22 protein-coding genes and 1 pseudogene are annotated in these 25,553 nt (G+C 69.5%); 9 read left to right on the top strand and 14 right to left on the bottom strand.

Features of this window, described 5'->3' with window-relative positions; genetic code table 11:
- Positions 1-61: 61 nt before the first annotated feature.
- The 3 genes from nadC (at position 62) to PCQ86_RS16360 (ending at position 4,013) form a co-directional block, all read left to right on the top strand.
- A complete protein-coding gene (nadC, locus tag PCQ86_RS16370; protein ID WP_270174225.1) occupies positions 62-940 on the top strand; it encodes a carboxylating nicotinate-nucleotide diphosphorylase in 879 nt (292 codons plus the stop codon).
- 79 nt (positions 941-1,019) lie between these two features.
- Positions 1,020-2,144: a quinolinate synthase NadA gene (gene nadA / locus PCQ86_RS16365; RefSeq protein ID WP_270174224.1), complete on the top strand. Its 1,125-nt coding sequence runs from the start codon at positions 1,020-1,022 to the stop codon at positions 2,142-2,144.
- A 69-nt stretch (positions 2,145-2,213) separates the two neighbouring features.
- A complete protein-coding gene (locus tag PCQ86_RS16360) occupies positions 2,214-4,013 on the top strand; it encodes a chorismate-binding protein (protein WP_270174223.1) in 1,800 nt (599 codons plus the stop codon).
- 338 nt (positions 4,014-4,351) lie between these two features.
- Here PCQ86_RS16360 and PCQ86_RS16355 read toward each other — a convergent pair whose 3' ends face one another.
- From PCQ86_RS16355 to PCQ86_RS16335, 5 genes are all read right to left on the bottom strand, one after another.
- Positions 4,352-4,714 (bottom strand): 5-carboxymethyl-2-hydroxymuconate Delta-isomerase, encoded by a 363-nt coding sequence (locus PCQ86_RS16355; RefSeq protein ID WP_011806593.1) that lies wholly within the window; start codon positions 4,712-4,714, stop codon positions 4,352-4,354.
- Between the two features lie 31 nt (positions 4,715-4,745).
- Entirely contained in the window at positions 4,746-5,126 is a 381-nt protein-coding gene (gene panD, locus PCQ86_RS16350) for an aspartate 1-decarboxylase (protein WP_011806592.1), read from the bottom strand.
- 27 nt (positions 5,127-5,153) lie between these two features.
- The gene (gene nadB, locus PCQ86_RS16345) at positions 5,154-6,743 is read right to left on the bottom strand and encodes an L-aspartate oxidase (protein WP_015914132.1); all 1,590 of its coding nucleotides are present in this window, start codon (positions 6,741-6,743) and stop codon (positions 5,154-5,156) included.
- Positions 6,744-6,792: 49 nt separating this feature from the next.
- Positions 6,793-7,653, bottom strand: a complete 861-nt coding sequence (locus PCQ86_RS16340; protein WP_270174222.1) for a segregation and condensation protein A — start codon at positions 7,651-7,653, stop codon at positions 6,793-6,795.
- A gap of 75 nt (positions 7,654-7,728) precedes the next feature.
- Positions 7,729-7,932, bottom strand: a complete 204-nt coding sequence (locus PCQ86_RS16335) for a DUF3460 family protein (protein WP_011806589.1) — start codon at positions 7,930-7,932, stop codon at positions 7,729-7,731.
- 144 nt (positions 7,933-8,076) lie between these two features.
- Between PCQ86_RS16335 and bamE the strand changes: the two genes are divergently transcribed.
- Both bamE and PCQ86_RS16325 read left to right on the top strand, forming a co-directional pair.
- Positions 8,077-8,577, top strand: coding sequence for an outer membrane protein assembly factor BamE domain-containing protein (bamE, locus tag PCQ86_RS16330; protein ID WP_088888432.1), 501 nt, complete (start codon positions 8,077-8,079; stop codon positions 8,575-8,577).
- Between the two features lie 150 nt (positions 8,578-8,727).
- Complete coding sequence (locus tag PCQ86_RS16325; RefSeq protein ID WP_270174221.1) at positions 8,728-9,414, top strand: YitT family protein; 687 nt, start codon at positions 8,728-8,730, stop codon at positions 9,412-9,414.
- Between the two features lie 120 nt (positions 9,415-9,534).
- Here PCQ86_RS16325 and PCQ86_RS16320 read toward each other — a convergent pair whose 3' ends face one another.
- The 3 genes from PCQ86_RS16320 to PCQ86_RS16310 form a co-directional block, all read right to left on the bottom strand.
- Positions 9,535-11,190, bottom strand: a complete 1,656-nt coding sequence (locus PCQ86_RS16320) for an acetolactate synthase large subunit (RefSeq protein ID WP_270174220.1) — start codon at positions 11,188-11,190, stop codon at positions 9,535-9,537.
- A 70-nt stretch (positions 11,191-11,260) separates the two neighbouring features.
- Positions 11,261-12,409 carry an L-lactate dehydrogenase gene (locus tag PCQ86_RS16315; RefSeq protein ID WP_270174219.1) on the bottom strand — a complete coding sequence of 383 codons (1,149 nt, stop codon included), beginning with the start codon at positions 12,407-12,409 and terminating at the stop codon, positions 11,261-11,263.
- On the bottom strand, positions 12,406-14,019 hold the full coding sequence (locus PCQ86_RS16310; protein ID WP_270174218.1) for an FAD-dependent oxidoreductase: 1,614 nt from the start codon (positions 14,017-14,019) through the stop codon (positions 12,406-12,408). Before PCQ86_RS16310 ends, PCQ86_RS16315 begins: the two co-directional genes overlap by 4 nt.
- A 115-nt stretch (positions 14,020-14,134) precedes the next feature.
- Here PCQ86_RS16310 and PCQ86_RS16305 point away from each other — a divergent pair, with 115 nt between their 5' ends.
- On the top strand, positions 14,135-15,148 hold the full coding sequence (locus PCQ86_RS16305; protein WP_270174217.1) for an AraC family transcriptional regulator: 1,014 nt from the start codon (positions 14,135-14,137) through the stop codon (positions 15,146-15,148).
- A 48-nt stretch (positions 15,149-15,196) separates the two neighbouring features.
- Here the strand turns inward: PCQ86_RS16305 and PCQ86_RS16300 are convergent, their stop codons facing one another.
- The 5 genes and pseudogenes from PCQ86_RS16300 to mnmH all read right to left on the bottom strand — a co-directional run bounded on the left by PCQ86_RS16300 (position 15,197) and on the right by mnmH (position 20,699).
- Positions 15,197-15,436, bottom strand: a complete 240-nt coding sequence (locus tag PCQ86_RS16300) for a hypothetical protein (RefSeq protein ID WP_442874441.1) — start codon at positions 15,434-15,436, stop codon at positions 15,197-15,199.
- Positions 15,437-15,522: 86 nt separating this feature from the next.
- Entirely contained in the window at positions 15,523-17,589 is a 2,067-nt protein-coding gene (metG, locus tag PCQ86_RS16295) for a methionine--tRNA ligase (protein ID WP_270174215.1), read from the bottom strand.
- 59 nt (positions 17,590-17,648) lie between these two features.
- Positions 17,649-18,884, bottom strand: a pseudogene (locus PCQ86_RS16290) (patatin-like phospholipase family protein).
- Between the two features lie 29 nt (positions 18,885-18,913).
- The gene (locus PCQ86_RS16285; RefSeq protein WP_015914120.1) at positions 18,914-19,483 is read right to left on the bottom strand and encodes a restriction endonuclease; all 570 of its coding nucleotides are present in this window, start codon (positions 19,481-19,483) and stop codon (positions 18,914-18,916) included.
- Between the two features lie 166 nt (positions 19,484-19,649).
- Positions 19,650-20,699 (bottom strand): tRNA 2-selenouridine(34) synthase MnmH, encoded by a 1,050-nt coding sequence (gene mnmH / locus PCQ86_RS16280; protein WP_270174214.1) that lies wholly within the window; start codon positions 20,697-20,699, stop codon positions 19,650-19,652.
- A 128-nt stretch (positions 20,700-20,827) separates the two neighbouring features.
- Between mnmH and selD the strand changes: the two genes are divergently transcribed.
- The 3 genes from selD (at position 20,828) to apbC (ending at position 24,135) form a co-directional block, all read left to right on the top strand.
- A complete protein-coding gene (gene selD / locus PCQ86_RS16275) occupies positions 20,828-21,898 on the top strand; it encodes a selenide, water dikinase SelD (RefSeq protein ID WP_270174213.1) in 1,071 nt (356 codons plus the stop codon).
- The gene (locus PCQ86_RS16270) at positions 21,895-22,965 is read left to right on the top strand and encodes a tellurite resistance/C4-dicarboxylate transporter family protein (RefSeq protein ID WP_270174212.1); all 1,071 of its coding nucleotides are present in this window, start codon (positions 21,895-21,897) and stop codon (positions 22,963-22,965) included. The genes selD and PCQ86_RS16270 overlap by 4 nt, the downstream gene beginning before the upstream one ends.
- Positions 22,966-23,043: 78 nt before the next feature.
- Positions 23,044-24,135 carry an iron-sulfur cluster carrier protein ApbC gene (gene apbC / locus PCQ86_RS16265; protein ID WP_270174211.1) on the top strand — a complete coding sequence of 364 codons (1,092 nt, stop codon included), beginning with the start codon at positions 23,044-23,046 and terminating at the stop codon, positions 24,133-24,135.
- 18 nt (positions 24,136-24,153) lie between these two features.
- Here the strand turns inward: apbC and pstS are convergent, their stop codons facing one another.
- Positions 24,154-25,269 (bottom strand): phosphate ABC transporter substrate-binding protein PstS, encoded by a 1,116-nt coding sequence (gene pstS, locus PCQ86_RS16260; RefSeq protein ID WP_270174210.1) that lies wholly within the window; start codon positions 25,267-25,269, stop codon positions 24,154-24,156.
- Positions 25,270-25,553 lie beyond the last annotated feature (284 nt).

The raw sequence follows: 25,553 nt of genomic DNA, 5'->3' as shown, positions 1-25,553 counted from the left end.
CTTGGGATCCGTCGGGTTGCAAAAGTGCGGCGAGTCTATGCGATGCGGCTATGCTCGCCCCATGACGACGAGAGACTTGTTTGGCGCCGACGCGCTCGCGGCGCTGGCCCGTGCCGATGTGGACCGCGCCCTGCAGGAAGACGGGGGCAGCGGCGACCTGACGGCCGGCCTGATCGACCCCGCGCGCCGCGTGCGTGCGCGCATCCTCGCGCGCGAAGCCGCCGTGATCTGCGGCGCTCCTTGGGTCGAGGCTGCGCTGCGTGCGCTGGACCCCGGTGTGAAGCTGACCTGGCATGTGGCCGAGGGCGCGCGCTGCGCCACCGACCAGGTGGTATTGGAGATTGAAGGCCAGGCGCGCGCGCTGCTGAGCGCCGAGCGCACGGCGCTCAACTTCCTGCAGCTGCTGTCGGCCGTAGCCACCAAGACGCGCACCTATGTGGATGCCGTGGCCGGCACCCGCGCCCACATCGTGGACACGCGCAAGACGTTGCCGGGCCTGCGCCTGGCGCAGAAGTACGCCGTGCGCACAGGCGGTGGCACCAACCATCGCATCGGCCTGCACGATGCCGTGCTCATCAAGGAAAACCACATCGCTGCCGCCGGCGGCGTGACGGCGGTGCTGCGGGCCGCCCAGGCGGTGGCTGCGCAGGCTGCATTCATCGAGATCGAGGTGGAAACGCTGGCGCAGCTGCAGGAGGCGCTCGATGCGGGCGCGACGATGGTGCTGCTGGACAACATGCCGCTGGCACAGTTGCGCGAGGCCGTGCGCATCAACGCGGCGCATGCGGGCGGGGGCGCCATCCTGGAGATCTCGGGCGGCGTCACGCTGGAAGGTCTGCGTGCGCTGGCCGAGACGGGCGTGGACCGCATCTCCATTGGCACGCTGACCAAGGATGTGAAGGCCACGGATTTCTCCATGCGCCTGCAGGATTTGGCCTGACACGGCGTAGCGTCTTCCAAGACGCGACAATCGATTCCCCCTCGTAAAGCCGTCGCGCCCCGGCGGCGAGAGCATTGCCATGAATACGACCGCCATCAAGGACGTCGAGTACGAACAGCCCCTCGCGGGCGCGGACGGCGCCACCTGCTCCACCAAGCACGCCTGGGCGCGTGTGCCGCCCGAGTTATCGCCCGCCGAGCGTGCGGCGCTCAAGGACAAGATCCGCCGCCTGCTGAAAGAGAAGAACGCGGTGATGGTGTCGCACTACTACGTGCACCCGGACCTGCAGGATCTGGCCGAGGAAACCGGCGGCATCGTCAGCGATTCGCTAGAGATGGCGCGCTTTGGCCGCGACCACGCGGCGCAAACGTTGGTGGTGAGCGGCGTGCGCTTCATGGGCGAGACGGCCAAGATCCTCAGCCCCGAGAAGACCGTGCTCATGCCCGACCTGGACGCGACCTGCTCGCTGGACCTGGGCTGCCCCATCGACGAGTTCAGCGCTTTCTGCGACCAGCACCCCGACCGCACGGTGGTGGTCTACGCCAACACCAGCGCCGCCGTGAAGGCGCGTGCCGACTGGCTGGTCACGTCCAGCTGCGCGCTGGACATCGTGCGTGCGCTCAAGGATGCGGGCCAACGAATCCTGTGGGCCCCCGACCGCCACCTGGGCGCCTACATCGAGCGCGAAACGGGCGCCGACATGGTGTTCTGGAACGGTGCATGCATCGTGCACGACGAGTTCAAGGCGCTGGAGCTGGAGTTGCTCAAGAAGGACCACCCGCAAGCCAAGGTGCTCGTGCACCCCGAGAGCCCGCCCGAGGTCGTGGCCCTGGCCGACGCCGTGGGTTCGACGTCCGCCATCCTCCAGGCTGCGCGTGAAATGGACGCGCGCGAGTTCATCGTCGCCACCGACAGCGGCATGATGCACAAGCTGCGCAGGCTCAACCCCGGCAAGACCTTCCACGAGGCCCCCACCGCCGGCAACAGCGCCACCTGCAAGAGCTGCGCGCATTGCCCCTGGATGGCCATGAACGGACTGGCCGACGTGGCGCGCGTGCTGGAGACCGGCGCCAACGCCATCCATGTGGACCCCGCGCTGATCCCGCGCGCGCGCCAACCCATCGACCGCATGCTGGCCTTCACCGCGGCGCTCAAGAGCGGACAGCCCGCGGGTGCGCTGGTGCCGCATTTCGGGGCGGCCTGACGGGGTGTTTGGTTGCTATAAATTGAGTAGCTGTTTGCGCTTGATGGATAAGCGCTACGGCCTGTTTTCATGCCCACCACATCGCTGATCGATTTTGCCGACCCGCGCGACGCCGCCGCGCCGCGCCTGCGCCACGCCTTCGCGTCGCCGCGCCAGGTGCTGGTGGCTGCACGTCTGCAGGAAGTGACGGGTGTGTTGCATGCGGTGGAAGCCGCGGCGCGCGCCGGCCACTGGTGCGTGGGCTGGGTGCGCTACGAGGCCGCGCCCGCGTTCGACCCGGCATTGGCGGTGCATGCCGACGCGCAAGGGGAGGGCGCGCCCGCGCTCGCCTGGTTCGCGGTGTACGACGCCCCCGCGCCCTGGCCCGCGCACGAGGCCGCGGGAACGGCGTCCATCGACTGGACTCAGGCGCTGCCACGCGCCGCATTCGATGCAGCGCTGTCGCAGATCCAGCAGGGCATCGCGGCGGGACGCTACTACCAGGTCAACTACACCGCACCGCTCATGGGCACATGGCAAGGCGACGCACAGGCACTGTTCGCGGCGTTGCGCCGCGCGCAGCCCGGCGGTTACGCGGCGCACCTTGACGACGGCGTAGGCACGCAGGTGCTGTCGGTGTCGCCCGAGCTGTTCTTCGATTGGCGCTCCGGGCCCACGGGCGCGGGCGGCATCCTCACCCGTCCCATGAAGGGCACGGCCGCGCGCGGCGCCACGCCCGAGGCCGATGCGGCGCAGGCCGCAGCGCTGCGCGGCAGCCCCAAGGAACGCGCCGAGAACGTGATGATCGTGGATCTGCTGCGCAACGACCTCTCGCGCATCGCCGCGCCGCACAGCGTGCGCGTGCCGGCGCTGTTCCACACCGAGCAGTTGCCCACTGTCTGGCAGATGACCTCCGACGTGGTGGCGCGCACGCGCACCGGCACGCGGCTGGCCGACGTGTTCGGCGCGCTGTTTCCCTGCGGTTCGGTCACGGGTGCGCCCAAGGTGGAGGCCATGCGCGCGATTGCCGCGCTGGAGACCGGCCCGCGCGCCGTGTACTGCGGCGCGGTGGGCGTGGTGCGGCCCGATCCGGCGGCGGGCGAGGGCGCCATCGCCGCCACCTTCAACGTCCCCATCCGTACCGTGGAGCTGCGGGGCGGCCGCGCGCGCTGCGGCATCGGCAGCGGCATCGTCTGGGGCGCCGACCCGGCGGCCGAGTGGGGCGAGTGGGCGGCCAAGCGTGCCTTCGTGGATCGCGCCAGCGCGCCGTTCGACCTGTTGGAAACGCTGGGGCTGCATGCCGGCGTGCTGCGCCACCGCGCGGAGCACCTGGCGCGCATGCAGGCCGCCGCCGTGCACTTTGGCTATCCCTGGAATGCCGCGCGCGTGCAGGCCTGCCTGGATGCACTGGCCGCTGCCCATGCGCAGGGCGACTGGCGTGTGCGCCTGCTGCTGAACGCACACGGCGTGCCGCGCGCCGAAGCCTTCGCGTTGGCCGCGACGCCCATGCCCGTGCGGCTGGCACTGGCCGATCGCCCCTTCACCCGGGCGCACAGCGAATTCACGCGGCACAAGACCACGCGCCGCGCGCACTACGCCGCTTTCGCACCGGCGGCGGGCGGCGGTGTGTTCGACACCGTGCTCTACAACGCTGCGGGTGAGATCACCGAGGGCACCTTCGGCAACCTGGCGTTGCTGCTGGACGGTCGCTGGGTCACGCCGCCGCTGGCCTGCGGCCTGCTGCCCGGTGTGGGCCGCGCCGTCGCCCTGCGTGAGGGACGCATGGTGGAAGCCGTGGTGCGCTTGCAGGATCTGCCGCGCGTGCAGGGCTGGGCCTTCATCAACAGCCTGCGCGGCTGGCTGGACGCGACGTTGGACGGGGCGCCTTAAGCGGGGCCCCCTGCTAAGGCGGTGGTTCCGCACCTGCGCATATCGGCGTTTACGGCAAAACCCGCTGAACCTGCTGAACCCGCCGGATGTCCCACCTGGTGCAGGATTGCGCGAAGTTGTTTGTTCCATAGGCTCGGCCCCACCGCAGGGACTGACCGGGTAGTGGGGACGCGCGCACGGAGGCAGCGCGGGGGCGTGCGTAAGCAGCCTGCACATGCCGTGCGCCGTGCCTCGGCCGCGTTCTCCCGGTGAGGAACGGCCGGGCCGGGCAGGCACCCCAACCGCTGTGACTCTCAGAGCACAGCGGTTTCTTTTTTACGTTCCGGATCCCCAGGTGCTTACAGGCGTTCCTTCACGTAGCTCGGCCGGTCCATGTCCACGATCTCCACGCTGAGCTGTACCAGCACGCCCGCAGGGTGCGGGGTGTGGCGGCGCAACACCTCGGCGATGCGCCCCGCCAGGTCCTTTTTGGCTTCGGGGCTACGGCCGGACAGTAGGCGCAGCTGCGCATGCACGAACGCGCGGTTGGCGGGCTGCGTGCCGATCTGGAAGCTGCCGCTGGTGCGCACGAAGCGCGACTTGAGGTCGGCTTCGTCCAGGATCTCGGGGCTGGCGCACAGGGACGCGTTGAGATCGGCCAGTGCCTGGGCCTCGGGATAGCCGGGCAGGTTGCTGGAGTATTCGATGGTCAGATGGGGCATGGTGTGTTCCCGGTGGTGGAAGGGTGATGGATCAAAGTGCCTGCGTGGGTACGTGGTGGCGCAGTTCCACCTGGCGGTTCTGGTCGTTCACGAACACCAGTTGCGGCTGGTGTGCGGCCACGTCGGCTTCTGCCACTTGGGCGAAGGCCGCGATGATGAGCAGGTCGCCCACGCAGGCGCGCCGCGCGGCCGATCCGTTCACCGAGATCATGCCGCTGCCGCGCTGGCCCTTGATGGCGTAGGTGACGAAGCGTTCGCCGTTGTCCACGTTCCAGATGTGCACCTGTTCGTTCTCGCAGATGTTGGCGGCCTCCAGCAGGTCTTCGTCGATGGCGCACGAGCCTTCGTAGTGCAACTCGCAGTGCGTGGTCTTGACGCGGTGGATCTTGGACTTGAGCAGGGTGCGGTACATGGAATCTCCTTGGATTGTGAAAAGGGGTCAGCGTGCGGGCGGCACCAGGATGGTGGGCGCGGCGGGGGCGGCCACGTCGGGCCAGTCGCGGCTGAAGTGCAGGCCGCGGCTTTCATGGCGCATCTGCGCGCTTTTCACGATCAGGTCGGCCACCTGCACCAGGTTGCGCAGTTCCAGCAGGTCGCGCGTGACGTGGAAGTTGGCATAGAACTCCTGGATCTCGCCCTGCAGCAGCGCGATGCGGTGCGCCGCGCGCTCCAGCCGCTTGGTGGTACGCACGATGCCCACGTAATCCCACATGAAGCGGCGCAGCTCGTCCCAGTTGTGGGAGATAACCACGCACTCGTCGGCGTCGGTCACGCGGCTGTCGTCCCACGCGGGCAGCGCGGGCAGGTCCGCGCGCTGCGCCTGCTGGATGTGCGCGGCCGCGGCGCGCGCGAACACCATGCATTCCAGCAGCGAGTTGCTGGCCAGGCGGTTGGCGCCGTGCAGGCCGGTGCAGGCGGTCTCGCCAATGGCGAAGAGGCCGTGCAGGTCGGTGCGGCCCGCCAGGTCGGTGAGCACGCCGCCACAGGTGTAGTGCGCGGCGGGCACCACGGGGATGGGCTCGCGCGTGATGTCGATGCCCAGCTCCGCGCAGCGCGCGAGGATGGTGGGAAAGTGCTCCTGCAGGAACGCGGGGCTTTGGTGCGAGATGTCCAGGTGCACGCAGTCCAGGCCGTGCTTTTTCATCTCGAAGTCGATGGCGCGCGCCACGATGTCGCGCGGCGCCAGCTCGGCGCGCGCGTCGTGCTGGGGCATGAAGCGCGTGCCGCCGGCCTGCGGCGGCAGCTTGAGTTGCCCGCCCTCGCCACGCACGGCCTCGGTGATGAGGAAGCTCTTGACGTGCGGGTGGTACAGGCACGTGGGGTGGAACTGGATGAACTCCAGGTTGGACACGCGGCAGCCCGCGCGCCAGGCCGCGGCAATGCCGTCGCCCGTGGCCGTGTCGGGGTTGGTGGTGTACAGGTACACCTTGCCCGCGCCGCCCGTGGCCAGGATGGTGTGCGGTGCGCGAAAGGTGAGCACCTCGTCGGTGGCCTCGTCCAGCGCGTACAGGCCCAGGCAGCGCTGCGCGCCAGCCAGTCCCAGCTTGGCGCTGGTGATCAGGTCCACCAGGGTGTGGTGTTCGAACAGCGTGATGCCGGGGGTGGCGCGCACCACGTCGATCAGCGTGCGCTGCACGGCCGCGCCCGTGGCGTCGGTGGCGTGCACGATGCGCCGCGCGCTGTGGCCGCCTTCGCGCGTGAGGTGCAGGGCGCCCTCTTCCTGCGAGAACGGCACGCCCAGGCCCTGCAGCCAGCGGATGGCCTGCGGCGCGTTCTCCACCACGAAGCGTGTGGCCGCCAGATCGCACAGGCCGGCGCCGGCCACCAGCGTGTCCTGCACGTGCGACTCGAAGCTGTCGCCCTCCGCCAGCACCGCGGCGATGCCGCCCTGGGCCCAGCCGCTGGCGCCGTCGGCCAGCTGGCGCTTGGTGAGGACGGCCACGCGGTGGGTGGGCGCCAGCTGCAGCGCGGCGGTCAGCCCTGCGAGGCCGCTGCCTACGATGAGTACGTCGAAGTCGTGTGAGGTCATGGCAATGTGCGCCGCAGCCACCCGGCCGTGGCGAGGGGGATGGGGGCGATCAGACAGGCGTATAGGCCAGGCGCACGTAGATGGGTGCGAACGCCTCGGCCTGGGTGATCTCGATGAGGGTTTCCTTGGCCAGCTCCAGCAGCGCGATGAAGGTCACCACGAGCACGGTGCCGCCCTTCTCGGGCTGGAACAGTTCCTCGAATTCCACGAAGCGCCGGCCCTGCAGCGCCTTGAGCACATGGCTCATGTATTCGCGCACCGAGAGTTCCTCGCGCGTGATCTTGTGGTGCTGCACCAGCTTGGCGCGCTTCAAGATGTCGCGCCAGGCTTCCTGCAGGTCGGTCAGGCTCACGTCCGGAAAGCGCGGCTGCAGGCTCTGCTCGATGGTGACCTGCGCGCGGAGGAAGTCGCGGCCGTACTGCGGCACCTGGTTCAGGTGCATGGCGGCCAGCTTGATCTGCTCGTACTCCAGCAGGCGGCGTACCAGTTCGGCGCGCGGGTCCTCGGGCTCGGCGCTGCCTTCCTGCTTCTTGGGCGGCAGCAGCATGCGCGACTTGATCTCGATGAGCATCGCCGCCATCAGCAGGTACTCGGCCGCCAGCTCCAGGTTGCGGCTGCGGATCTCCTCCACGTAGCCCAGGTACTGGCGTGTGACATCCAGCATGGGGATGTCCAGGATGTTGAAGTTCTGCTTGCGGATCAGGTACAGCAGCAGATCCAGCGGGCCTTCGAAGGCCTCCAGGAACACCTCCAGCGCGTCGGGGGGGATGTACAGGTCCTGCGGCAGCGCGAACAGGGGCTCGCCATACAGGCGCGCCAGCGCCACCTGGTCCACCACCTGCGGCAGGCCGGCGCCAGAGGCCGGCGGCGCACCGTCGTCGGCAGTCGCGGCGAGACGCGGGGCGGCCATGGAGCTTACTATTTATTCAATAGCTGCCAGCGCTTGCTGCATGGGCGCTGGAGCCTGATTTGATGTGTGGCGCGCTCAGGAGCGCGACTGGTACACGTAGGGCTGCTGGGGGATGCGCCCGGCGTTGTAGTCCTGCCAGGCATCGCGGTCCACCTGCTTGTCCCACAGCAGGGCGCGGCCGGCCTGCTGCTGGGCATCCAGCTCGGGCTTCTGGGCCTTGAGCTGCTTGATGAACTGGGTGGTGTCGGATTCGTAGTCGGGGCGGCGAAAGAAGGACATGGTGCGGTGCGTGAGCCTCTTGGTAACCGCGCATTTTAGCCCCGGCCCCTGGGTGAGGGCCCGTGCGGCAGGCCCGTGGACGCTCTACAGTGCAGCCTGTGCGCCGCGACCGGGCGGCCGATCACCATGAGGATGGACCTACCGATGGCTTTTCACCACTGGCTCAAGGGCGCGGGCGCCTCCCTGCTGGCCGTGCTCACCCTGCTGGCGGGCTGCGACGAGCAGCGCATCCGCGAATTGGAAGAGGGCGTCTCCACCGAGCAAGACGTACGCGCGCGCTTTGGCGAGCCCGAGCAGGTCTGGCAGGAGGCCGACGGCTCGCGCACCCTGGAGTACAACCGCCAGCCGGCCGGGCGGCGCAACTACATGATCACCATCGGCACCGACGGCAAGATGAGCGCGCTGCGCCAGGTGCTGGCACCGCACCACTTCGCCAAGGTGCAGCCCGGCATGACGCAGGAGCAGGTGCGCCGCCTGCTGGGCAAGCCCGGCAAGCAGGTGACCTACGAGCTCAAGCAGGAGACCGAGTGGGACTGGCATTGGACCGACGCCCCCGCGCAGGAGAAGCTGTTCACCGTGGTGTTCGGCGCCGACGGGCGCGTGCTGCGTGCGGCCAGCACCGAGAAGCTGCACGACGGCCCTTGAGCCGATCCTGGGCCGCCTCCTTGGAGCCGCCCTGAAATGCGCGAGCGGGGAGGGACGGGCGCTGGCGCCCAGCAGACCTAGGGTTTTCCATGAGATGATTGCGCCTCGGCGCCACCAGCGCCGACCCGCAGGATGCTCAGGAACCACACTATGGCCAGCCGCACCGCACACACTTTGCACGCCCAATCGTCTCTTTCCGCACTCGCGCCCGATGGCGCGGCGCAGGTTCCCTCTTCCAACGCCACCCTGCGCCACGGCCCGTTCGAGGACGCCCAGGCGCTGTTCGCCGGCTCGCTGTTTGTCGGGCTGGCCATGCTCATGTACGCCCAGGCCGGGCTGCTCACGGGCAGCACGGCGGGGCTGGCGTTCGTGCTGCACTACGCCACGGGCTGGTCGTTCGGCGCGGTGTACTTCCTCATCAACCTGCCGTTTTACTGGTTTGCCTGGCGCCACCTGGGGCGCGCCTTCACGCTCAAGACCTTCGTCTGCGTGGCCATGCTGTCGCTGGTGATGGTGCTGGCGCCGAACGTGTTCCACATCGACTACCTGCACCCGGCGTTCGCCGCGGTGGCCGGAGGGCTGCTGATGGGCACGGGCGTGCTGTTCCTGGCGCGCCACCAGTCCAGCCTGGGCGGCGCGACCATCGTGTCGCTCTACGCGCAGCAGCGCCACGGCATCCGGGCTGGCAAGGTGCAGTTGGGCATCGACTGCTGCGTGGTGCTGCTGGCGCTGTGCGTGGTGCCATGGCAGCGCGTGGCCTGGTCGGTGCTCGCCACGGTGGTGATGTGCGTGTTCCTGTGGGTCAGCCACCGGCCGGGACGCTACCAGGGCGGTTGATGCCGTTGATATGAAAAAGTGAGCTGCTCGCGCTTGTCTGGAAAGCGCTAGAGGCCAAAATCATTCATATAAAGAAAGCCCCGCGGTGCAGGGCTTTCTTGCGTGGGGCTCTCGGCCGCCTCACGGCGCGATCTTGCGCTTGAGCGCGCGCGCCACCTGCGGCGGCAGGCTGGGCAGGGCGCGCAGCAGCCAGGGCAGCACCTTGCGCTTCGGGCCGGCGAGCGACTCGGGCACCAGTGCTTCGATCAGGTGCGGCCCGGGGTGCGCCAGCGCGTATTCCAGCGCCTGGCAAAAGTCCTCGGCCGTGCTGGCGCGCACCGCATGCACGCCCATGCCCTGCGCGAGCTGGGCGAAGTTGAGTACCGGGCCCTTCAGGTCGAGCTGCGACTTGGCCTTGGGGCCCGCTTGCTCAGCGCCCACGCGCTCCAGCTCCACGTTCAGCACCGAGTAGCTGGCGTTGTTGAAGATGACCGACACCACATGCAGGTTCTCACGCGCCATGCTCCACAGCGCCTGGAGGGTGTACATCGCCGTGCCGTCGCCGATCAGTGCGATCACCGGGCGGTCGGGGCAGGCGATGGCCGCGCCCACGGCATTGGGCAGGCCCTGGCCGATGGCCCCGCCGGTCAGCGTGATCAGGTCGTGGCGCGGGCAGCCCGCCGTCATCACGCCCAGCATCAGGCCGGAGGTGATGGCCTCGTCGATGAGGATGGCGTTCTCGGGCAGCAGGTGGCCCACGGCCTTGCACACCTTGGGCGCGGTGAGCGGCCCGCGCGGGCGGCCGGGGCGCTGCGCCGGGGCCAGGGGCGGCTGCGTGGCGCTGGCGCCCAGCGCGGCGGACAGCTTGTCCAGGCTCGCCGCCGCGTCCTGCGCCGGGCTGCACAGGGTGTGCACCGTGCAGCCTGCGGGCACCAGGTCGCTGGCCTTGCCGGGGTAGGCGAAGAACGAGACGGGCGACTTCGCATCGACCAGCACCAGGTGCCGTGCGCCCGCCAGTTGCACGCCTGCCAGCTCGGCCAGGTAGGCCACGCGCTCCACGGCGGGCAGGCCCGCGCCGCGCTCCATGCGGGTGGGAAACACCTCGGCGAGCAACTGCACGCCGCTGTGGGCCGCAATGCGCGCGGCGCTGCGCAGCGCCCCCTCGCGCAGCGCCTGGCCGCCCAGCAGCACGATGGTCTTCTCGCCCGAGCGGATGGCCTGTGCGATGGCCTGCACGGCCTCGTCGCTGGCGGCCGCGGGCGCGGGCACCTCCGGGGGCGGGCAGGGCTGGCCGCCCTCGCCCCACGACACGTCGGCCGGCAGGACCAGCGTGGCCACCTGGCCCGGCAGGCCGCGCGCGGCAGCAATGGCGTCTGCCGCGTCCTGGCACAGGGCCGCAGTGCTTTGCGCGGTGCGCACGAAGCCGGGCGAGACGTTGCGCGCCACGGTCTCGATGTCGGACTGCAGCTGCGCGTCGTACTGCGTGTGGTACGTGGCGTGGTCGCCCACGATGTTGACCACCGGCACCTTGCCCTTGCGTGCGTTGTGCAGGTTGGCCAGGCCGTTGCCCAGGCCGCAGCCCAGGTGCAGCAGCGTGGCGGCGGGCTTGCCGGCCATGCGTGCGTAGCCGTCGGCCGCGCCGGTGGCCACGCCCTCGAACAGCGCCAGCACGGCGCGCATGCGCGGCTCGCTGTCCAGCGCGGCGACGAAGTGCATCTCGCTCGTGCCAGGGTTGGTGAAGCAGACCTCGATACCGGCATCGGCCAGGGTCTTGAGCAGGGCTTGTGCGCCGTTCATGGGAATCTCCTTGCTTCTTTATTCATAGCTTCTGGCGCTGATGGGTAAGCGCTGGAGCCGTTTTTCGTTATCAATCCGTGTCGAGGTGCTGGGGGCCGATGTCGGCCACGCGCGTCACGCCCGCCAGCGTCATTGCCAGCAGCAGCTCGCGCTGCCACTGGGCCAGCAGGGTGCGCACGCCCGCCTCGCCCTGCGCCGCCAGCGCCCACACCCAGGGGCGGCCGATGAGCACACCGCGCGCGCCCAGGGCCAGGGCCTTGAACACATCCACGCCGCTGCGCACGCCGCCGTCCACCAGCACCTCAGTCTGCGCGCCCACGGCCTGGGCGATGGCGGGCAGCTTGGCGGCGGTGGAGGCCACGCTGTCGAGCTGGCGCCCGCCGTGGTTGGAGACGACGATGCCGTCCGCGCCCACCTGCACGGCGGCCTGGGCGTCCTGCACGTCCAGAATGCCCTTGAGCAGCAGGCGGCCCTGCCACTGGCCGCGCAGCCAGTCGATGTCTTTCCACGTCACGCTGGGGTCGAACTGCGCGTCCACCCAGGCCTTGAAGGCGCCCAGGTCGCGCGCGCCGGGCACCTGCGCCGTCAGGTTGCCAAAGCGCAGCGGCTTGCCGCGCAGCGCCACGTCCCGCACCCAGCCGGGGCGCGCCAGCACCTGTGCGGCGCGGATGAGCGCAGGGCGCGCGCCACTCGCGGCCATGCCGTGGCGGATGTCGCGCAGGCGCATGCCGGGCAGCGGCAGATCCACCGTGAAGACCAGCGTGCGGCAGCCGGCGGCCCAGGCACCGTCCAGCAGTGCGCGCACGGCGCCGCGGTCGCGCAGCATGTAGAGCTGGAACCAGGGCGGTGCGCCGGCTGCAGCCGCCACCTCGGAGATGGGGCAGATGCCCACGGTGGAGAGCGTGAACGGCACGCCCGCCGCGTGCGCCGCGCGCGCGGCCTGCGCTTCGCCCCGGCGCGCGGCCATGCCCGCCAGACCGATGGGCGCCAGCGCCACTGGCAGCGCGCAGGGTTGGCCTGCCAGGGTGGCGCGCGTGTCCACCTGGGCCACGTCCACCAGCACGCGCTGGCGCAGGCGCAGGGCGGCGAAGTCCTGCACGTTGGCGGCCAGCGTGCGCTCGTCGCTGGCGCCGCCGTCGATGTAGTCGAACAGAAAGCGCGGCAGGCGCCTCTCGGCCTGGCGGCGCCAGTCGGCGACCGATGCGGGGTAGTGGGTCATGCGCCGGCCCTCCCGGTGATGGCGCGCGCCGCGGCGCGTGCGGTGAGGATGCAGCCGGGCAAAAAGGTGCCTTCCAGCGAGCGCTTGCCGTTCGCACCGCCGCCGCCGAAGCCCGCCGCCTCGCCCACGCAGTACAGGCCGTCGATGGGCTGGCCTGCGCCGTCGAGAACGCGGCTGTGCAGGTCCGTTTGCAGCCCGCCCAGGCTTTTGCGCGTAATGAGCTGCATCTGGATGGCGATGAACGGCCCCGCGCCGGGCTTTTGCAGCGGCGCGGGTGCGCAGGTGCGCAGCCGGTCGGGGCCCCACTGGCGCGCGTGCAGGATGCGGCGGATCTGGTCGTCGTTGTGCAGCTTGGCGCCGTGGGCAAAGTTGGCGTCGAAGGCGTCGGCCGTGGCCTGCAGTACCTCGGGGCGCACATCGAGCGAGGCGGTGAGTGCGTTCATCTTCGCGGCCAGCCCCGCCAGGGTGTCGTCCACCAGGAAATGCGGGCTTTGCCGCTGCATCTGGCGCACCAGGCGGTGGTTGCCCAACAGCGTTTCCTTGAGGAACTGCGGGAACTGCCTGTCGCGGATGCGCTGGTTGTGCTCGGCGCCGGAGATGGCGAACTCCTTGGCTGCGATGCGCCAGTTGAGCAGGTGCCAGGTCCAGGGCTTTTCCTGCGCGGCCACACGCTGGCACAGCCAGTGCGTGTCGAAGCCGGTGACCAGCGGCGCAGGGCCGATGCGCTCGCCCCGGTGGTTCAGCCACAGCGCCGACTTGCAGGGAATGGCCGACAGGCCGTGCCCGTCGAAATGCGGAAACGGGTGCGGAAAGCCGGCGGCGTAGTTCCACATCTCGCCCGCGTGCGTGATCTGCGCGCCCAGGCGGGCGGCGTGGCGGTGCAATTTGCCATCGGCGAAGGGGTGTGCGCCGTTGAGCATGGCGGCGGGGCGCGGCCGGCCTTGGGGCCAGTTGGCACGGGTCTCCTCGTGCCCGCCGTTGATGCCGCCCATGGCCAGCACCACCACCGGGGCTTGCAGGCGTACTTCCTCGCCCGTGGCTTCGTTCACCGCCACGGCGCCGGCGATCCGTCCGCCCTGGTGGTCCAGTGCCGTGGCGCGGTGGCCGTGCAGCAGTGTGAGCCTGCTGCCTTCACCCGCACGGCGCAGCGCCGCGATCAGGCACCGCGTGAGTTCGCGCGAGGTACCCCAGACGATGTGGTAACGCGGCAGGCTGTTGCCGTCGCCGTGCAGCCCGCGCTCCACCCAGTTCACCGCGGGCATGAACTTCACGCCCTCCTGCAGCAGCCAGTCGTGCACCTGCGCGCGCGAATGCTCCACGTAGTGCCGCGCCCAAGCGCGGGGCCAGTGGTGGTCAGCGTCCAGCTCGCCAAAGCGCAGCCAGTCGGCCAGCGCACGCTCGGGCGTGTCGGGGATCTTCATCTTTGCCTGCAGCGGCGTGCCCACCAGGGCCATGCCGCCGAAGGCCCACAGCGCCAGGCCGCCGAAGCGTTCAGGCGTGTCGCGGTCCACCAGCGTGACGCGCTGGCCCGCGCGCAGCAGCTCCAGCGCGGCCACGATGCCGGCCAGACCGCCGCCAATGACGACGGTGTCGGAATGTTGGGTTGCCATGCGGCTGTCTCCTTGCGCGCTCTGTGTGGCGCACTGCCGGCCAAGATAGCGGCATATCATGGCGCGGCATAGACTTTGGAGGCCATGGAAATTGACCTTGCAGGCCAGCGTTTCGATGAGTTGGGTGAACACCGTGCTGGCCGCCGCCGAGCGCGCGGGCGTGGCGCGCGAGCGCCTGCTGGCGCAGGCGGGCATCGCACCGGCCGAGCTGGCGCACGAGCGCTGGCCCATTGACCACATCACGCGGCTGTGGCGCGCAGCCGTGCACTGCACGCAGGATTCGGGTTTTGGCCTCAAGGTGGGGGCACAGGTGGGGCCGGGCAGTTTCAATGTGGTGAGCTACCTGCTGCAGTCCGCGTCCAGCCTGCGCGCGGCCATTGCCGCGGTGCAGCAGTACCAGCGCCTCATCAGCGACGGCGGGCGTTTCCAGATGATCGCGGGCGAAACCGCCAGCTGGGTGGTGTACCACCCGCGCCAGGGCGCGCTGGCATTCAGCCCGCACCAGATCGAGGCGGTGCTGGCCGCGGTCGTGGCGTTTGCGCGCTGGGTCACGGGACAGGTGGTGCGTCCGCGGCAGGTGCAGTTCAGCCAGGCACGCATCGGGCCGCTGGCGGGCTACCGCGAGGCCTTCGGCTGCGCCGTGGAATTCGAGCAGGCCTTCAGCGGCGTGCTGTTGGACAACGCGCTGCTGGACGCGCCGCTGCCCCAGGCCGACGAGCAGCTCGCGCGCCTGCACCGCGAACATGCGACGACACGGCTGGCGGCACTGTCAGCGCCGGCCGACCTGGCGCAGGCGCTGCGCGCGTGGATGGCTGACCAATTGCAAGCGCCGCTGCACGGCAAGGCGCCCGAACGCGCCCAGGCCGCGGCAGCGCTGGGACTGAGCGAGCGCACCCTGGCGCGACGCATGCAGGCGCTGGGCTTGAGCTACACCGCCGTACTGGACGCGGCGCGGCACCAGGCCGCACTGCACGCGCTGGCGCAGGCGGACCGCCCGCTGGGCGAGATCAGCCAGTCGCTGGGGTTCGCGGAGCCCAGCGTGTTCAACCGGGCCTTTCGCCGCTGGACAGGCTGCACACCGGGGCAGTGGCGGCAGGCCGCGCGGCCACCGGGCGAACCCTCGGCGTGACCATGCGTACGTCCTGTGGCGGGTGCCGCCAGGCAACGCGCGCAGCGGCTACGGCAGCGCCTCAGGCGTGGGTGCCGCCTGCTCCTGCGGCGGGGCATCCGGCAGCGGCTGCGGTGCGCCGCCTTCGCGGTAGCGGATGGTGATGCCGCTGTGGTCTTCTTCGTCGGTCATCGCGTCATAGGCCTTGCCCACGCCTTTACCGACGACCTTGGCTGTGCCCACGGCGGCGTCGGCCGCCAGCCCCACAGCGGTCGCCGTGACACTGACGGCGGCTGCACCCACCGCCACCACCGTGCACCCCGAAAGCAAGGCGCACAAAAAAACCCATGCAGCCGCAAGGCGCAGGGGCTGGCGCGATCGCCGAGGCTGGGGCATCAGTGGATGCGCATGCCCGGCTGCGCGCCGGGGAAGGGCTCCAGTACGAAGATGCCGGGGTGCGCCTTCTCGTCGGCGTGGCTGGCGGCCAGCACCATGCCCTCGCTCAGGCCGAACTTCATCTTGCGCGGCGCCAGATTGGCCACCATCACCGTGAGCTTGCCCTGCAGGTCCTCGGGCTTGTACATGCTGGCGATGCCGCTGAAGACGTTGCGTGTCTGCCCTTCGCCCACATCCAGTGTCAGGCGCAGCAGCTTGGTGGAGCCTTCCACGGCCTCGCATTTCACGATCTTCGCGATGCGCAGGTCCACCTTGGCGAAGTCGTCGATGGTGATCGTCGGGGCGATTTCCTCTCCGCCAGGGATGACCTTTTCGACTGCGGGAGCAGGGGGTTCGAACAGCGCGTCCAGTTGCTCCTGCGTCACGCGCTGCATCAGGTGCTGGTACTGGCCGATCTGGTGGCCGGCGCCCAGGGGCTGGGCCACTTCGGCAAACTGCTCGGGCGGCACGATGAGAAAGCGCGCCACGTCGGCCGCCACCTGCGGCAGGATGGGCTTGAGGTAGATCGTCAGGATGCGGAAGGCCTCGATGCAGGTGGTGCAGACGTCCTGCAGGCGCGCCTCCATGCCCTCCTGCTTGGCCAGCTCCCAGGGCTTGTTGGCGTCCACGTAGCTGTTCACGCGGTCGCACAGCAGCATGGTCTCGCGCACGGCGCGGGCCGTGTCGCGCGCCTCGTAGGCCGCAACGATGGGACCGGCCTGTTCGCGCAGCTGCGCCAGCAGCGCCTGGCCATCGGCGCTGACTTCGCCCAGCTTGCCGCCGAAGCGCTTGTAGATGAAGCCCGCGGCACGGCTGGCGATGTTCACGTACTTGCCGATCAGGTCGGAATTCACGCGGGCCATGAAGTCTTCGGGGTTGAAGTCGATGTCTTCGTTCTTGCCGTTGAGCTTGGCGCCCAGGTAGTAGCGCAGCCACTCGGGGTTCATGCCCAGGGCCAGGTATTTGAGCGGGTCCAGCCCCGTGCCGCGGCTCTTGCTCATCTTCTCGCCGTTGTTCACGGTCATGAAGCCGTGCACGCAGATCTTCGTGGGCGTCTTGCGGCCGCTGAACTTCAGCATGGCGGGCCAGAACAGCGTGTGGAAGGTGATGATGTCCTTGCCGATGAAGTGGTACTGCTCCAGCTGCGGGTCGGCCATGTAGGCGTCGTAGTCCTCGCCGCGCTTGTTCAAGAGGTTCTTGAGCGAGGCCAGGTAGCCCACGGGGGCGTCCAGCCACACGTAGAAGTACTTGCCCGGCGCATCGGGGATCTCGATGCCGAAATAGGGGGCGTCGCGGGAGATGTCCCAGTCGTCCAGACCTTCGCTGGTCGTGCCGTCGGGATTGGTGCGCGTGCCGAACCATTCCTTGATCTTGGCGGCCACTTCGGGCTGCACATGCTGGCCGTTCTGCGTCCACTCGGTCAGGAACTCCACCGCGCGCGGGTCGGAGAGCTTGAAGAAGAAGTGCTCGGAGGTCTTGAGCACCGGCTTGGCGCCCGACAGCGCCGAGTACGGGTTGATCAGGTCGGTGGGCGCGTAGACCGAGCTGCAGACCTCGCAGTTGTCGCCGTACTGGTCCTTGGCATGGCAGCGCGGGCACTCGCCCTTGATGAAGCGGTCGGGCAGGAACATGTTCTTCTCCGGGTCGAAGAACTGCTCGATGGTGCGCGTCTCGATGAAGCCAGCGGCCTTCAGGTCCAGGTAGATCTGCTGGGACAGCTCGTGGTTTTCCGGGCTGTCGGTGTTGCTCCAGTTGTCGAAGGCAATGTGAAAGCCATCCAGGTACTGCTTGCGCCCGGCGGCGATGTCGGCCACGAACTGCTGGGGTGTCTTGCCCGCCTTCTCGGCGGCGATCATGATGGGCGCGCCGTGGGCGTCGTCCGCGCCCACGAAGTTGACCGCGTTGCCCTGCATGCGCTGCGCGCGCACCCAGGTGTCGGCCTGGATGTACTCCATGATGTGGCCGATGTGGAAATTGCCGTTGGCATACGGCAGGGCGGTGGTGACGAAGATCTTGCGTGCGGTCATCGGGGGCGGCTCTCCAGTCGCCTCGGGTTTCGAGGCGCAACCCTCGATTTTAGGGCGTGTCAGTTCCGCGGCGCCCGCACGGGATTGCCGTGGTCCTGCCAGCCGAAGAAGGCGCAGATCTCGCTGCGCCGCGCCATCGCGTCCCCGTGGCCCAGTGCCATGAGCTCTTGCGTGTAGCCGCGCTCGAACAGCAGGTAGCTGACCAGCGCGCCGGTGCCCGCGTCGGGTCGGTCGGCACGCACGCCCAGCGCTCTGAGCAGGGTGCGGATGGTCCCCGGCAGGTCGCACACATGCCGCGCCGCCATCTCGTCCAGGTTGCGCGAGGGGGCGAACACCAGCAGCTCCAGCGGCCGCAGCGGGCTGTGGCTGCGCGCCTCGGGCGGAATCAGCGCCAGCGTCTGGTTGATGCGCTGGGCGCGCTCGATATCCACCGACAGCGCATCCAGAAAGATGTTGGACAGCGTGTGGCCCGCCACCTGGGCCAGCGCCGGGTAGGGCTGCTGCGTGCCAGCCATGCAGGGGCGCGGCGGCTCATAGGTGCGGCTGGTGCCCACCACCAGCAGGCGCTACGCGCCCAGGTGGATGGCGGGCGCCAGCAGCGGCGCGGTCTGGCGCATGGAGCCGTCGCCGAAGTATTCGGTGTGTCCGTCGATGGCCAGTGGCGCTGCCGGGAACATGAACGGAATGGCCGACGAGGCCAGCAGGTGGTTGCGCGTGATGGGGCCGCGCGCGGATTTGCGCAATGAGCGTACCCAGGGCTCCTGGGCGTCTCCGGCGTCAAAGAACGCCACATGCTGGCCCGAGCTGTAGCTGGACGCGGTCACCGCCAGGGCGCGCAGGTGGCCCGCGCGGATCAGCCGCGGCACGCGCGCCAGTGGCACCAACTGGTCCAGCAGTTGCGCGAGCGGCGCGTTGTCCAGCAGCGAGTGCGGGCGCATGCGGCTCCAGCGGGTGAGGGCCCAGCCCAGCGACAGCAGCGTGAGCCAGCGTGCGCCGCTGCGCATCACACTCAGGGAGTCGGCGCGGTACACCTGTCGGGCATGGAACTGGGTCCACACGCGCGCCAGGCGCCGCACCGTGCGGTCGAACTGGTCCGCGCCACAGGCCATGGCCGCCGCGTTGATGGCGCCGGCCGAGGTGCCGGTGAGGATGCCGAATGGCCCCGGCCCACGCCGCTCGCCGCAAGCCAGCCGCAGGTCGGCAATCGCCTGCAGCACGCCCACCTGGTAGGCGGCACGCGCGCCGCCGCCCATCAGCACCAGGCCGGTGTGCGCAGGGGCAGGGGAGTGGGTCATGGAGCCACGCGGCTTGGGTTGCGCTTTTTTTAACCTGCGGGCGTGGCCTTGAGCAGCAGGGCAGCCAGGGCATCGCCCTCCAGCAGCACCACGCCATGCTCGCGCGCAAAGCTGCGTGCGGTCTCGCTCACGGTGCCGGTCAGCGCCACGTACACGGCCTGCGCGCCTTGCTGCTGCGCTTGGGCGTGCAGTTCACGCAGGGGTTCCACGCCATGCGTGGCGGCCTTCCAGCGGCGTGCGGCCACCAGCACCGCGCGGTCACCCTGCGTGATGCGCAGGTCCGCGTGCAGGCCGGCCAGGCGCTGCACCTCGTGCCCCTCGGTGCGCCATGCGCGCTCCAGCGTGTTGGCGAAATCCTTCCACGGCATGGCGGCAGCGGCCTGCAGGGCGCCCTGAACGCGCGCGGCGCTGGGGGCACGCCACTGGCGCCACGCGGCGATGCAGCCGATCACGGCGATCGGCAGCGCGCCCATGGCGGCGAACGGGGCGATGTCCCTCGGCAGCAGTGCGCCGCAGACGAGCACGATGGCGGCGGCGATGGCAAAGCTCACCCACCAGGGCGAGCGCAGCAGGATTGCGAAGCCCGAGTTCGGGGCCATCTTCAATTTCACAAAGGAGTCCTTGAGGAATGAGGTGGGTTTGAGCCTAGCCGAAGGCGGCGTGTTCCCGTACGAATCGCCGGGATTTCATGTGCGCGAGAGGGTTTCAAAAATGATAGCTGCTTGCGCTTATCCATAAAGCGCTGCAGCCTGATTTGATGCCTAACTATTCCAGCGCCAGCACGGCCTGCGCCACGCTGGCGATGCCCTCGGGCGACAGGTCCGGCGCGACCACGCGCTGGCGTGTCTCCCAGTGCGTGAAGTTGCGCGCCTGCGAGCGTCCGTAGTGCGGGTCGTAGTGCAGCAGCATCAGCTCGGCGAACAGCGCGGACAGCTCCCCCGCCCGGGCCCAGGCCTGCCAGCGCTGCACGACTTCCTTGCCCTGCAGCTCGGTGAGCGTGCCCAGGCGCTTGGCCAGTGCATCGGGGTCGTCGCCTAGGTAAGCGTAGTCGCGCAGCAGGTAGGCCAGGCGCTCTTCGGGCGTGGCTTCGATCTCGATGCACGCGGCGGCGCGCAGACGTTGCACCAGCGGCACGGGTACCGTGAGGCGGCCGATGCGCGCGCTCTCACCCTCCACATACACGGGGCGGGACAGGTCCAGCGCCTCCAGTGCGGTGGCGATCTGTGTCTCGAAATTTTTCTGCGATGGTTGGGGCACGCCCGGCAGCGCGCCGAGCAGCGAGCCCTTGTGGCGGGCGTAGTGCTCCAGGTCCAGCACCTGCGCGCCCATGCCGGCCAGCTGCTGCAGTACGCGCGTCTTGGCGCTGCCGGTGGCGCCCACCAGCACGCGCAGCTCCAGCTGCGGCACCAGGTTCTCGATCTGCGTCATCACATGGCGGCGAAAGGACTTGTAGCCGCCGGCGAGCTGCTGCGCGTCCCAGCCCACCAGGCGCATCCACTGCACCATGGAGCCGCTGCGCATGCCGCCGCGCCAGCAGTAGACCAGCGGGCGCCAGTGTGCGGGCTTGTCGGCGAAATGCGTGCGCAGGTGGTGCGCCAGGTTGGCCGCCACCATGGCCCCGCCCACGCGGCGCGCCTCGAAGGCGCTTTGCTGCACGTAGATGGTGCCGACGATGGCGCGCTCCTCGTCGTTCAGCACCGGGCAGTTGATCGCGCCGGGGATGTGGTCCTCGGCGTATTCGGCGGGCGAGCGCGCGTCGATGAGGGTGTCGAACTGGTGGCGGTCTTCGGGACGGATGGGGCGGTGGTGGGACACGGGAATGCGGTGCTGAACAAAGCCGGGCAGGTGCGAATCTGGGATGATGCGCGCGGCGCGCCCGCGGCACACTTTTTTGCGTCGGGGCAGGCGCCATTGTCCGTCACCGCGCTTTTTCCCTGTTTGCCATGAATGCTTCCGCCCCCACCGCCGCCCCTTCCCATCCGCGCCTGACCTCGCTATCGCATGGCGGCGGTTGCGGCTGCAAGATCGCGCCGGGCGTGCTGTCGCAGATCCTGCAGCAAAGCGGCGCGGGCGCCGTCATGCCGCCCGAGTTGATGGTGGGCATCGAGACCTCGGACGACGCGGCCGTGTACCGACTGAACGAGAGCCAGGCGCTGGTGGCTACCACGGACTTCTTCATGCCTATCGTGGACGACCCGTACGAGTTCGGCCGCATCGCTGCCACCAACGCGCTGTCCGACGTGTACGCCATGGGCGGCAAGCCCATCATGGCGCTGGCGCTGGTGGCCATGCCGGTGAACACGCTGCCGCTGGACGTGATCGGCGCCATCGTGCGCGGCGGGCAGGACGTGTGCCGCGCGGCGGGCATCCCGATCGCGGGCGGCCACACCATCGACTCGGTCGAGCCCATCTACGGCCTGGTAGCCATGGGCCTGGTGCACCCGGACCGGGTGCGCCGCAACGCCGGCGCCCAGCCGGGCGACGTGCTGGTGCTAGGCAAACCGCTGGGCGTGGGCGTGTATTCGGCCGCGCTGAAGAAGGAGCAACTGGCCGACGCCCACTACCGCGAGATGATTGCCGCCACCACGCGCCTGAACACCCCCGGCCCGCTGCTGGCCGAGCTGCCCGGCGTGCACGCCATCACCGACGTGACGGGCTTCGGCCTGGCCGGCCATGCGCTGGAGGTGGCGCGCGGCGCGGGCGTCACGGTGCAGATCGACTGGGCGCGCGTGCCACTGCTGCCCGGCGTGGCGGACCTGGCTGCTGCGGGCTTCGTGACCGGTGCCAGCGGCCGCAACTGGGCCGGCTATGGCGAGGGCGTGGCGCTGGACGCCGGCCTGCCGGCCACCGCACAGGCGCTGGTGACGGACCCGCAGACCTCGGGCGGCCTGCTGGTGGCCTGCGCGCCGGACAGCGTGCAGGACGTGCTCGGGGTGTTCGCGCGCGAGGGTTTCGCGCAGGCGGCGGTGATCGGCAGCGTGCAGGCGGGGCCGGCACGGCTGGAGCTGCGTTGAACACGCCGCCGGGGTCGCCGCCGCAGCTGGCTACTCCGGCGGGGCAGGGGGGATTGCGCGAGCTGTCGCCTGCCTACTTCGGCCTGGTCATGGCCACAGGCATCGTTTCACTGGTTGCGGACATGCTGGGCCATCCCCTGCTGGCGCGCGCGTTGCTGGCCCTGAATGCCGTGCAGTACGTGGTGCTGTGGGCCTTGTATGTACTGCGGGCCTGGCGCTATCCCCGGCGTTTCTTTGGCGACATGGTGGACCACGCGCGCGGGACCGGCTACTTCACCATGGTGGCGGCCACGGGCATCCTGGCCAGCCAGTGCATCGTGCTGCTGGGCCATGTGCCGCTGGGCTTCGCGCTATGGGCGCTGGCGGCGCTGCTGTGGCTGGTGTTGACCTACACCATCTTCACGGCCTTCACCATCCGCCGGGACAAGCCCCCGCTGGACCGGGGCATCAGCGGTGCCTGGCTGCTGGCCGTGGTGTCCACGCAGGCGCTGGCCGTGTCCAGCGCCCTGCTGGCCGCGCGCATCGGCCAGCCGCTGCGGCTGGAACTCAACCTGCTGGCGCTGTCCATGTGGCTGTGGGGCGGCATGCTCTACATCTGGATGATGGCGCTGATCTTCTACCGCTACCTGTTCTTTCCCTTCTCGCCGGGCGACTTGTCGCCGCCGTACTGGATCAACATGGGGGCCATGGCCATTTCCACGCTGGCCGGATCGCTGCTGATCCTGAACGCGCCACAGGCGCCGTTCCTGGTGTCGCTGCTGCCGTTCCTCAAGGGCTTCACGGTGTTCTACTGGGCCGCGGGCACCTGGTGGATTCCCATGCTGGTGCTGCTGGGCATCTGGCGCCACGGCGTGCGCCGCTTTCCGCTGCGCTACGACCCACTGTACTGGGGCGCAGTGTTTCCGCTGGGCATGTACGCGGCCTGCACCTGGCAGATGGACCAGGCCATGGCCTTTGGCTTTCTGGATGCGCTGCCCCGGCTGTTCTTTGCCGTGGCGCTGCTGGCCTGGCTGCTGGCTTTCATCGGCATGCTGCGCAGCGTGGCGCGCCAGCTGCGTGGGCTGTAGGCAAACAAAGGCACAGGCGCGCCAGTGCCAAGGCCGCTTGGCTAGACTCCGGCTTTCTCTTCAGCAAACCACACAACCATGGCACTCACAGAACAGGCATTGTTGGCGGCGATCGCCGGCGTCCAGGATCCGCACACGGGCAAGGACTTCGTGAGCACGCGCGCGGTGCGCAATGTGCAGATCAACGGCGGCGATGTCGCCTTCGACGTGGAGCTGGGGTACCCCGCCAAGAGCCTGGTGCCCGAGTTGCGCCGCCAGTTCATCGCCGTTGCCAAGGCAGTGGCGGGTGTGGAGAACGTGTCGGTCAACATCAACACCAAGGTGATCGCACACGCGGTGCAGCGGGGCGTACAGCTGCTGCCGCAGGTGAAGAACATCATCGCCGTGGCCTCGGGCAAGGGCGGCGTGGGCAAGAGCACCACGGCCGCCAACCTGGCCCTGGCGCTGGCCGCTGAAGGCGCCCGCGTGGGCGTGCTGGATGCCGACATCTACGGCCCCAGCCAGCCCATGATGCTGGGCATCAGCCGCCGCCCGGAGAGCGAGGACGGCAAGACCATGGAGCCGCTCGAGAACTACGGCGTGCAGGTCATGTCCATCGGCTTCCTGGTGGATCAGGACGAGGCCATGATCTGGCGCGGCCCCATGGCTACGCAGGCGCTGGAGCAGCTGCTGCGCCAGACCAACTGGAAGAACCTGGATTACCTCATCATCGACATGCCGCCGGGTACGGGCGACATCCAGCTCACGCTCTCCCAGCGCGTGCCCATGACCGGCGCGGTGATCGTCACCACGCCGCAGGACATTGCGCTGCTGGACGCCAAGAAGGGTATCAAGATGTTCGAGAAGGTGGGCGTGCCCATCCTGGGCATCGTGGAGAACATGGCCGTGCACGTGTGCAGCAACTGCGGCCATGTGGAGCACATCTTCGGCGCCGACGGCGGCAAGAAGATGGCCGCCGACTATGGCATGGACTACCTGGGCGCGCTGCCGCTGGACATGCACATCCGCCTACAGGCCGACAGCGGCAAGCCCACCGTGGTGGCCGACCCTGACGGCGAGGTCGCGCAGATCTACAAGAAGGTGGCGCGCGATGTAGCCGTGAAGATCGCGCAGCAGGCCAAGGACTTCTCCAGCAAGTTCCCCACCATCTCGATCAGCAAGAACACCTGATCTGCCAGGGCGCGCGGCTCAGCGCAGCGCGAGCCGCGCGCCCGCGCCTTCCTCTGCTTCGCCCATCACGGGCAGCGGCTTGCCGTCCGGTGCGCGCACCGTGCTCAGCAGCGCCACCACGCGGGCCTGCGTCTCGGCGGGCAGTGGCGCAAAGCCGGTGCCGGCCACCGCGCGGTCGCCCATCAGGAACGAGCGATAGAAGAAGTTGAGCGCGCGTGCCGTGCGCTCGGGCGCGGCGGGCTTGCTGTCGATCACGATGTAGGTGGCCGACACGATGGGCCAGGCCATTGGGGTGTCCACGTCCACCAGCGGCGGCGCGTTCAGGCCGTCACGAAACAGGTTGGCGCCGCGCACGGCGGCGCGGTAACTCGCCAGCGAAGGGGTCACCCATTCGCCGCGCCGGTTGCGCAGCGCGACGGCGGCGGGACCGTCGCCCACCACATAGTCCGATGACACGTAGCCCAGGGCACCAGCGGTGGCCTGCACCGCCGCCACCATCTTGCTGGAACCCTCCACGGCCTGGATCGCGCCGCCGGCGGGCCAATTCGCACGTCCGTCCTTGAGGGGGATGGCGCTGTCGTCCGCGGCCGCGGCCAGCCGCAGGTAGGCGATCAGCACTTGCGTGGTGCCCGAGCCGTCGGCCCGCACGACGCGCGTGATCGGCAGGTTGGGCAGCTTCAATTCAGGGTTCAGCGCGGCAATCGCCTTGTCGTTCCAGTGGTCGATGCGTGCGGCGAAGATGGCGGCCAGCACGTGCGCATCCAGGCGCAGCCGCCCGCTGGCTACGCCCGGCAGGTTCACGACCGGCACCACACCGCCCACCAGCGTGGGGAACTGGATCAGGTGATGCTGGGCCAGTTCCTGCTGCGACAGGGGAATGTCGGTGGCGCCGAAGTCGACCTGCTGCGCCTTGATCTGCTGCACGCCTTGGGTAGAGCCGACGGCTGCGTACTGGACCTTGGTGCCGCGCTCCTGCGCATAGTGGCTGGCCCACTGGGCATACACCTTGGCAGGAAAGGATGCGCCCGCGCCACGCAGGGTGATGTCTTGGGCCAGTGCGGGTGCGGCCAGGCCGAGGCTGACCAGCGCGGGGGCGGCGATCAGCGCGATACGCGATCGGAAAGTCGTTTGCATAGCGAGAAAGCGTCGGAAAGAGTGGTAGGGCAGGGCCCGCATGCGCCGCAATCCAGGGGTGCGGCGGGGGCCTGCAGGGCCGGGCGGGAGCCAGGAGCGGAGCGCGGCTTTGAAGGGCGCGTATCTTACCGGCCTTTGCAAAGAGGCAGGACGGCTGGGTGAAATGCCATGCAGCGAGAGCGGTATGGGGCCAAGGTGCCGAGGGCAAGCGAAATGCGGCGGGGCGGTGTGCCGGACAGCAGGGCCCCGCCTTAGTCCTGCCCGGTGGGACGGCGTGCATTGAC

Source organism: Diaphorobacter sp. ED-3, from assembly GCF_027625375.1.
GTDB lineage: Bacteria > Pseudomonadota > Gammaproteobacteria > Burkholderiales > Burkholderiaceae_C > Diaphorobacter > Diaphorobacter nitroreducens.
The sequence above is the reverse complement of the archived record's forward strand: the minus strand, read 5'-3'. Positions and strand labels throughout refer to the sequence as shown.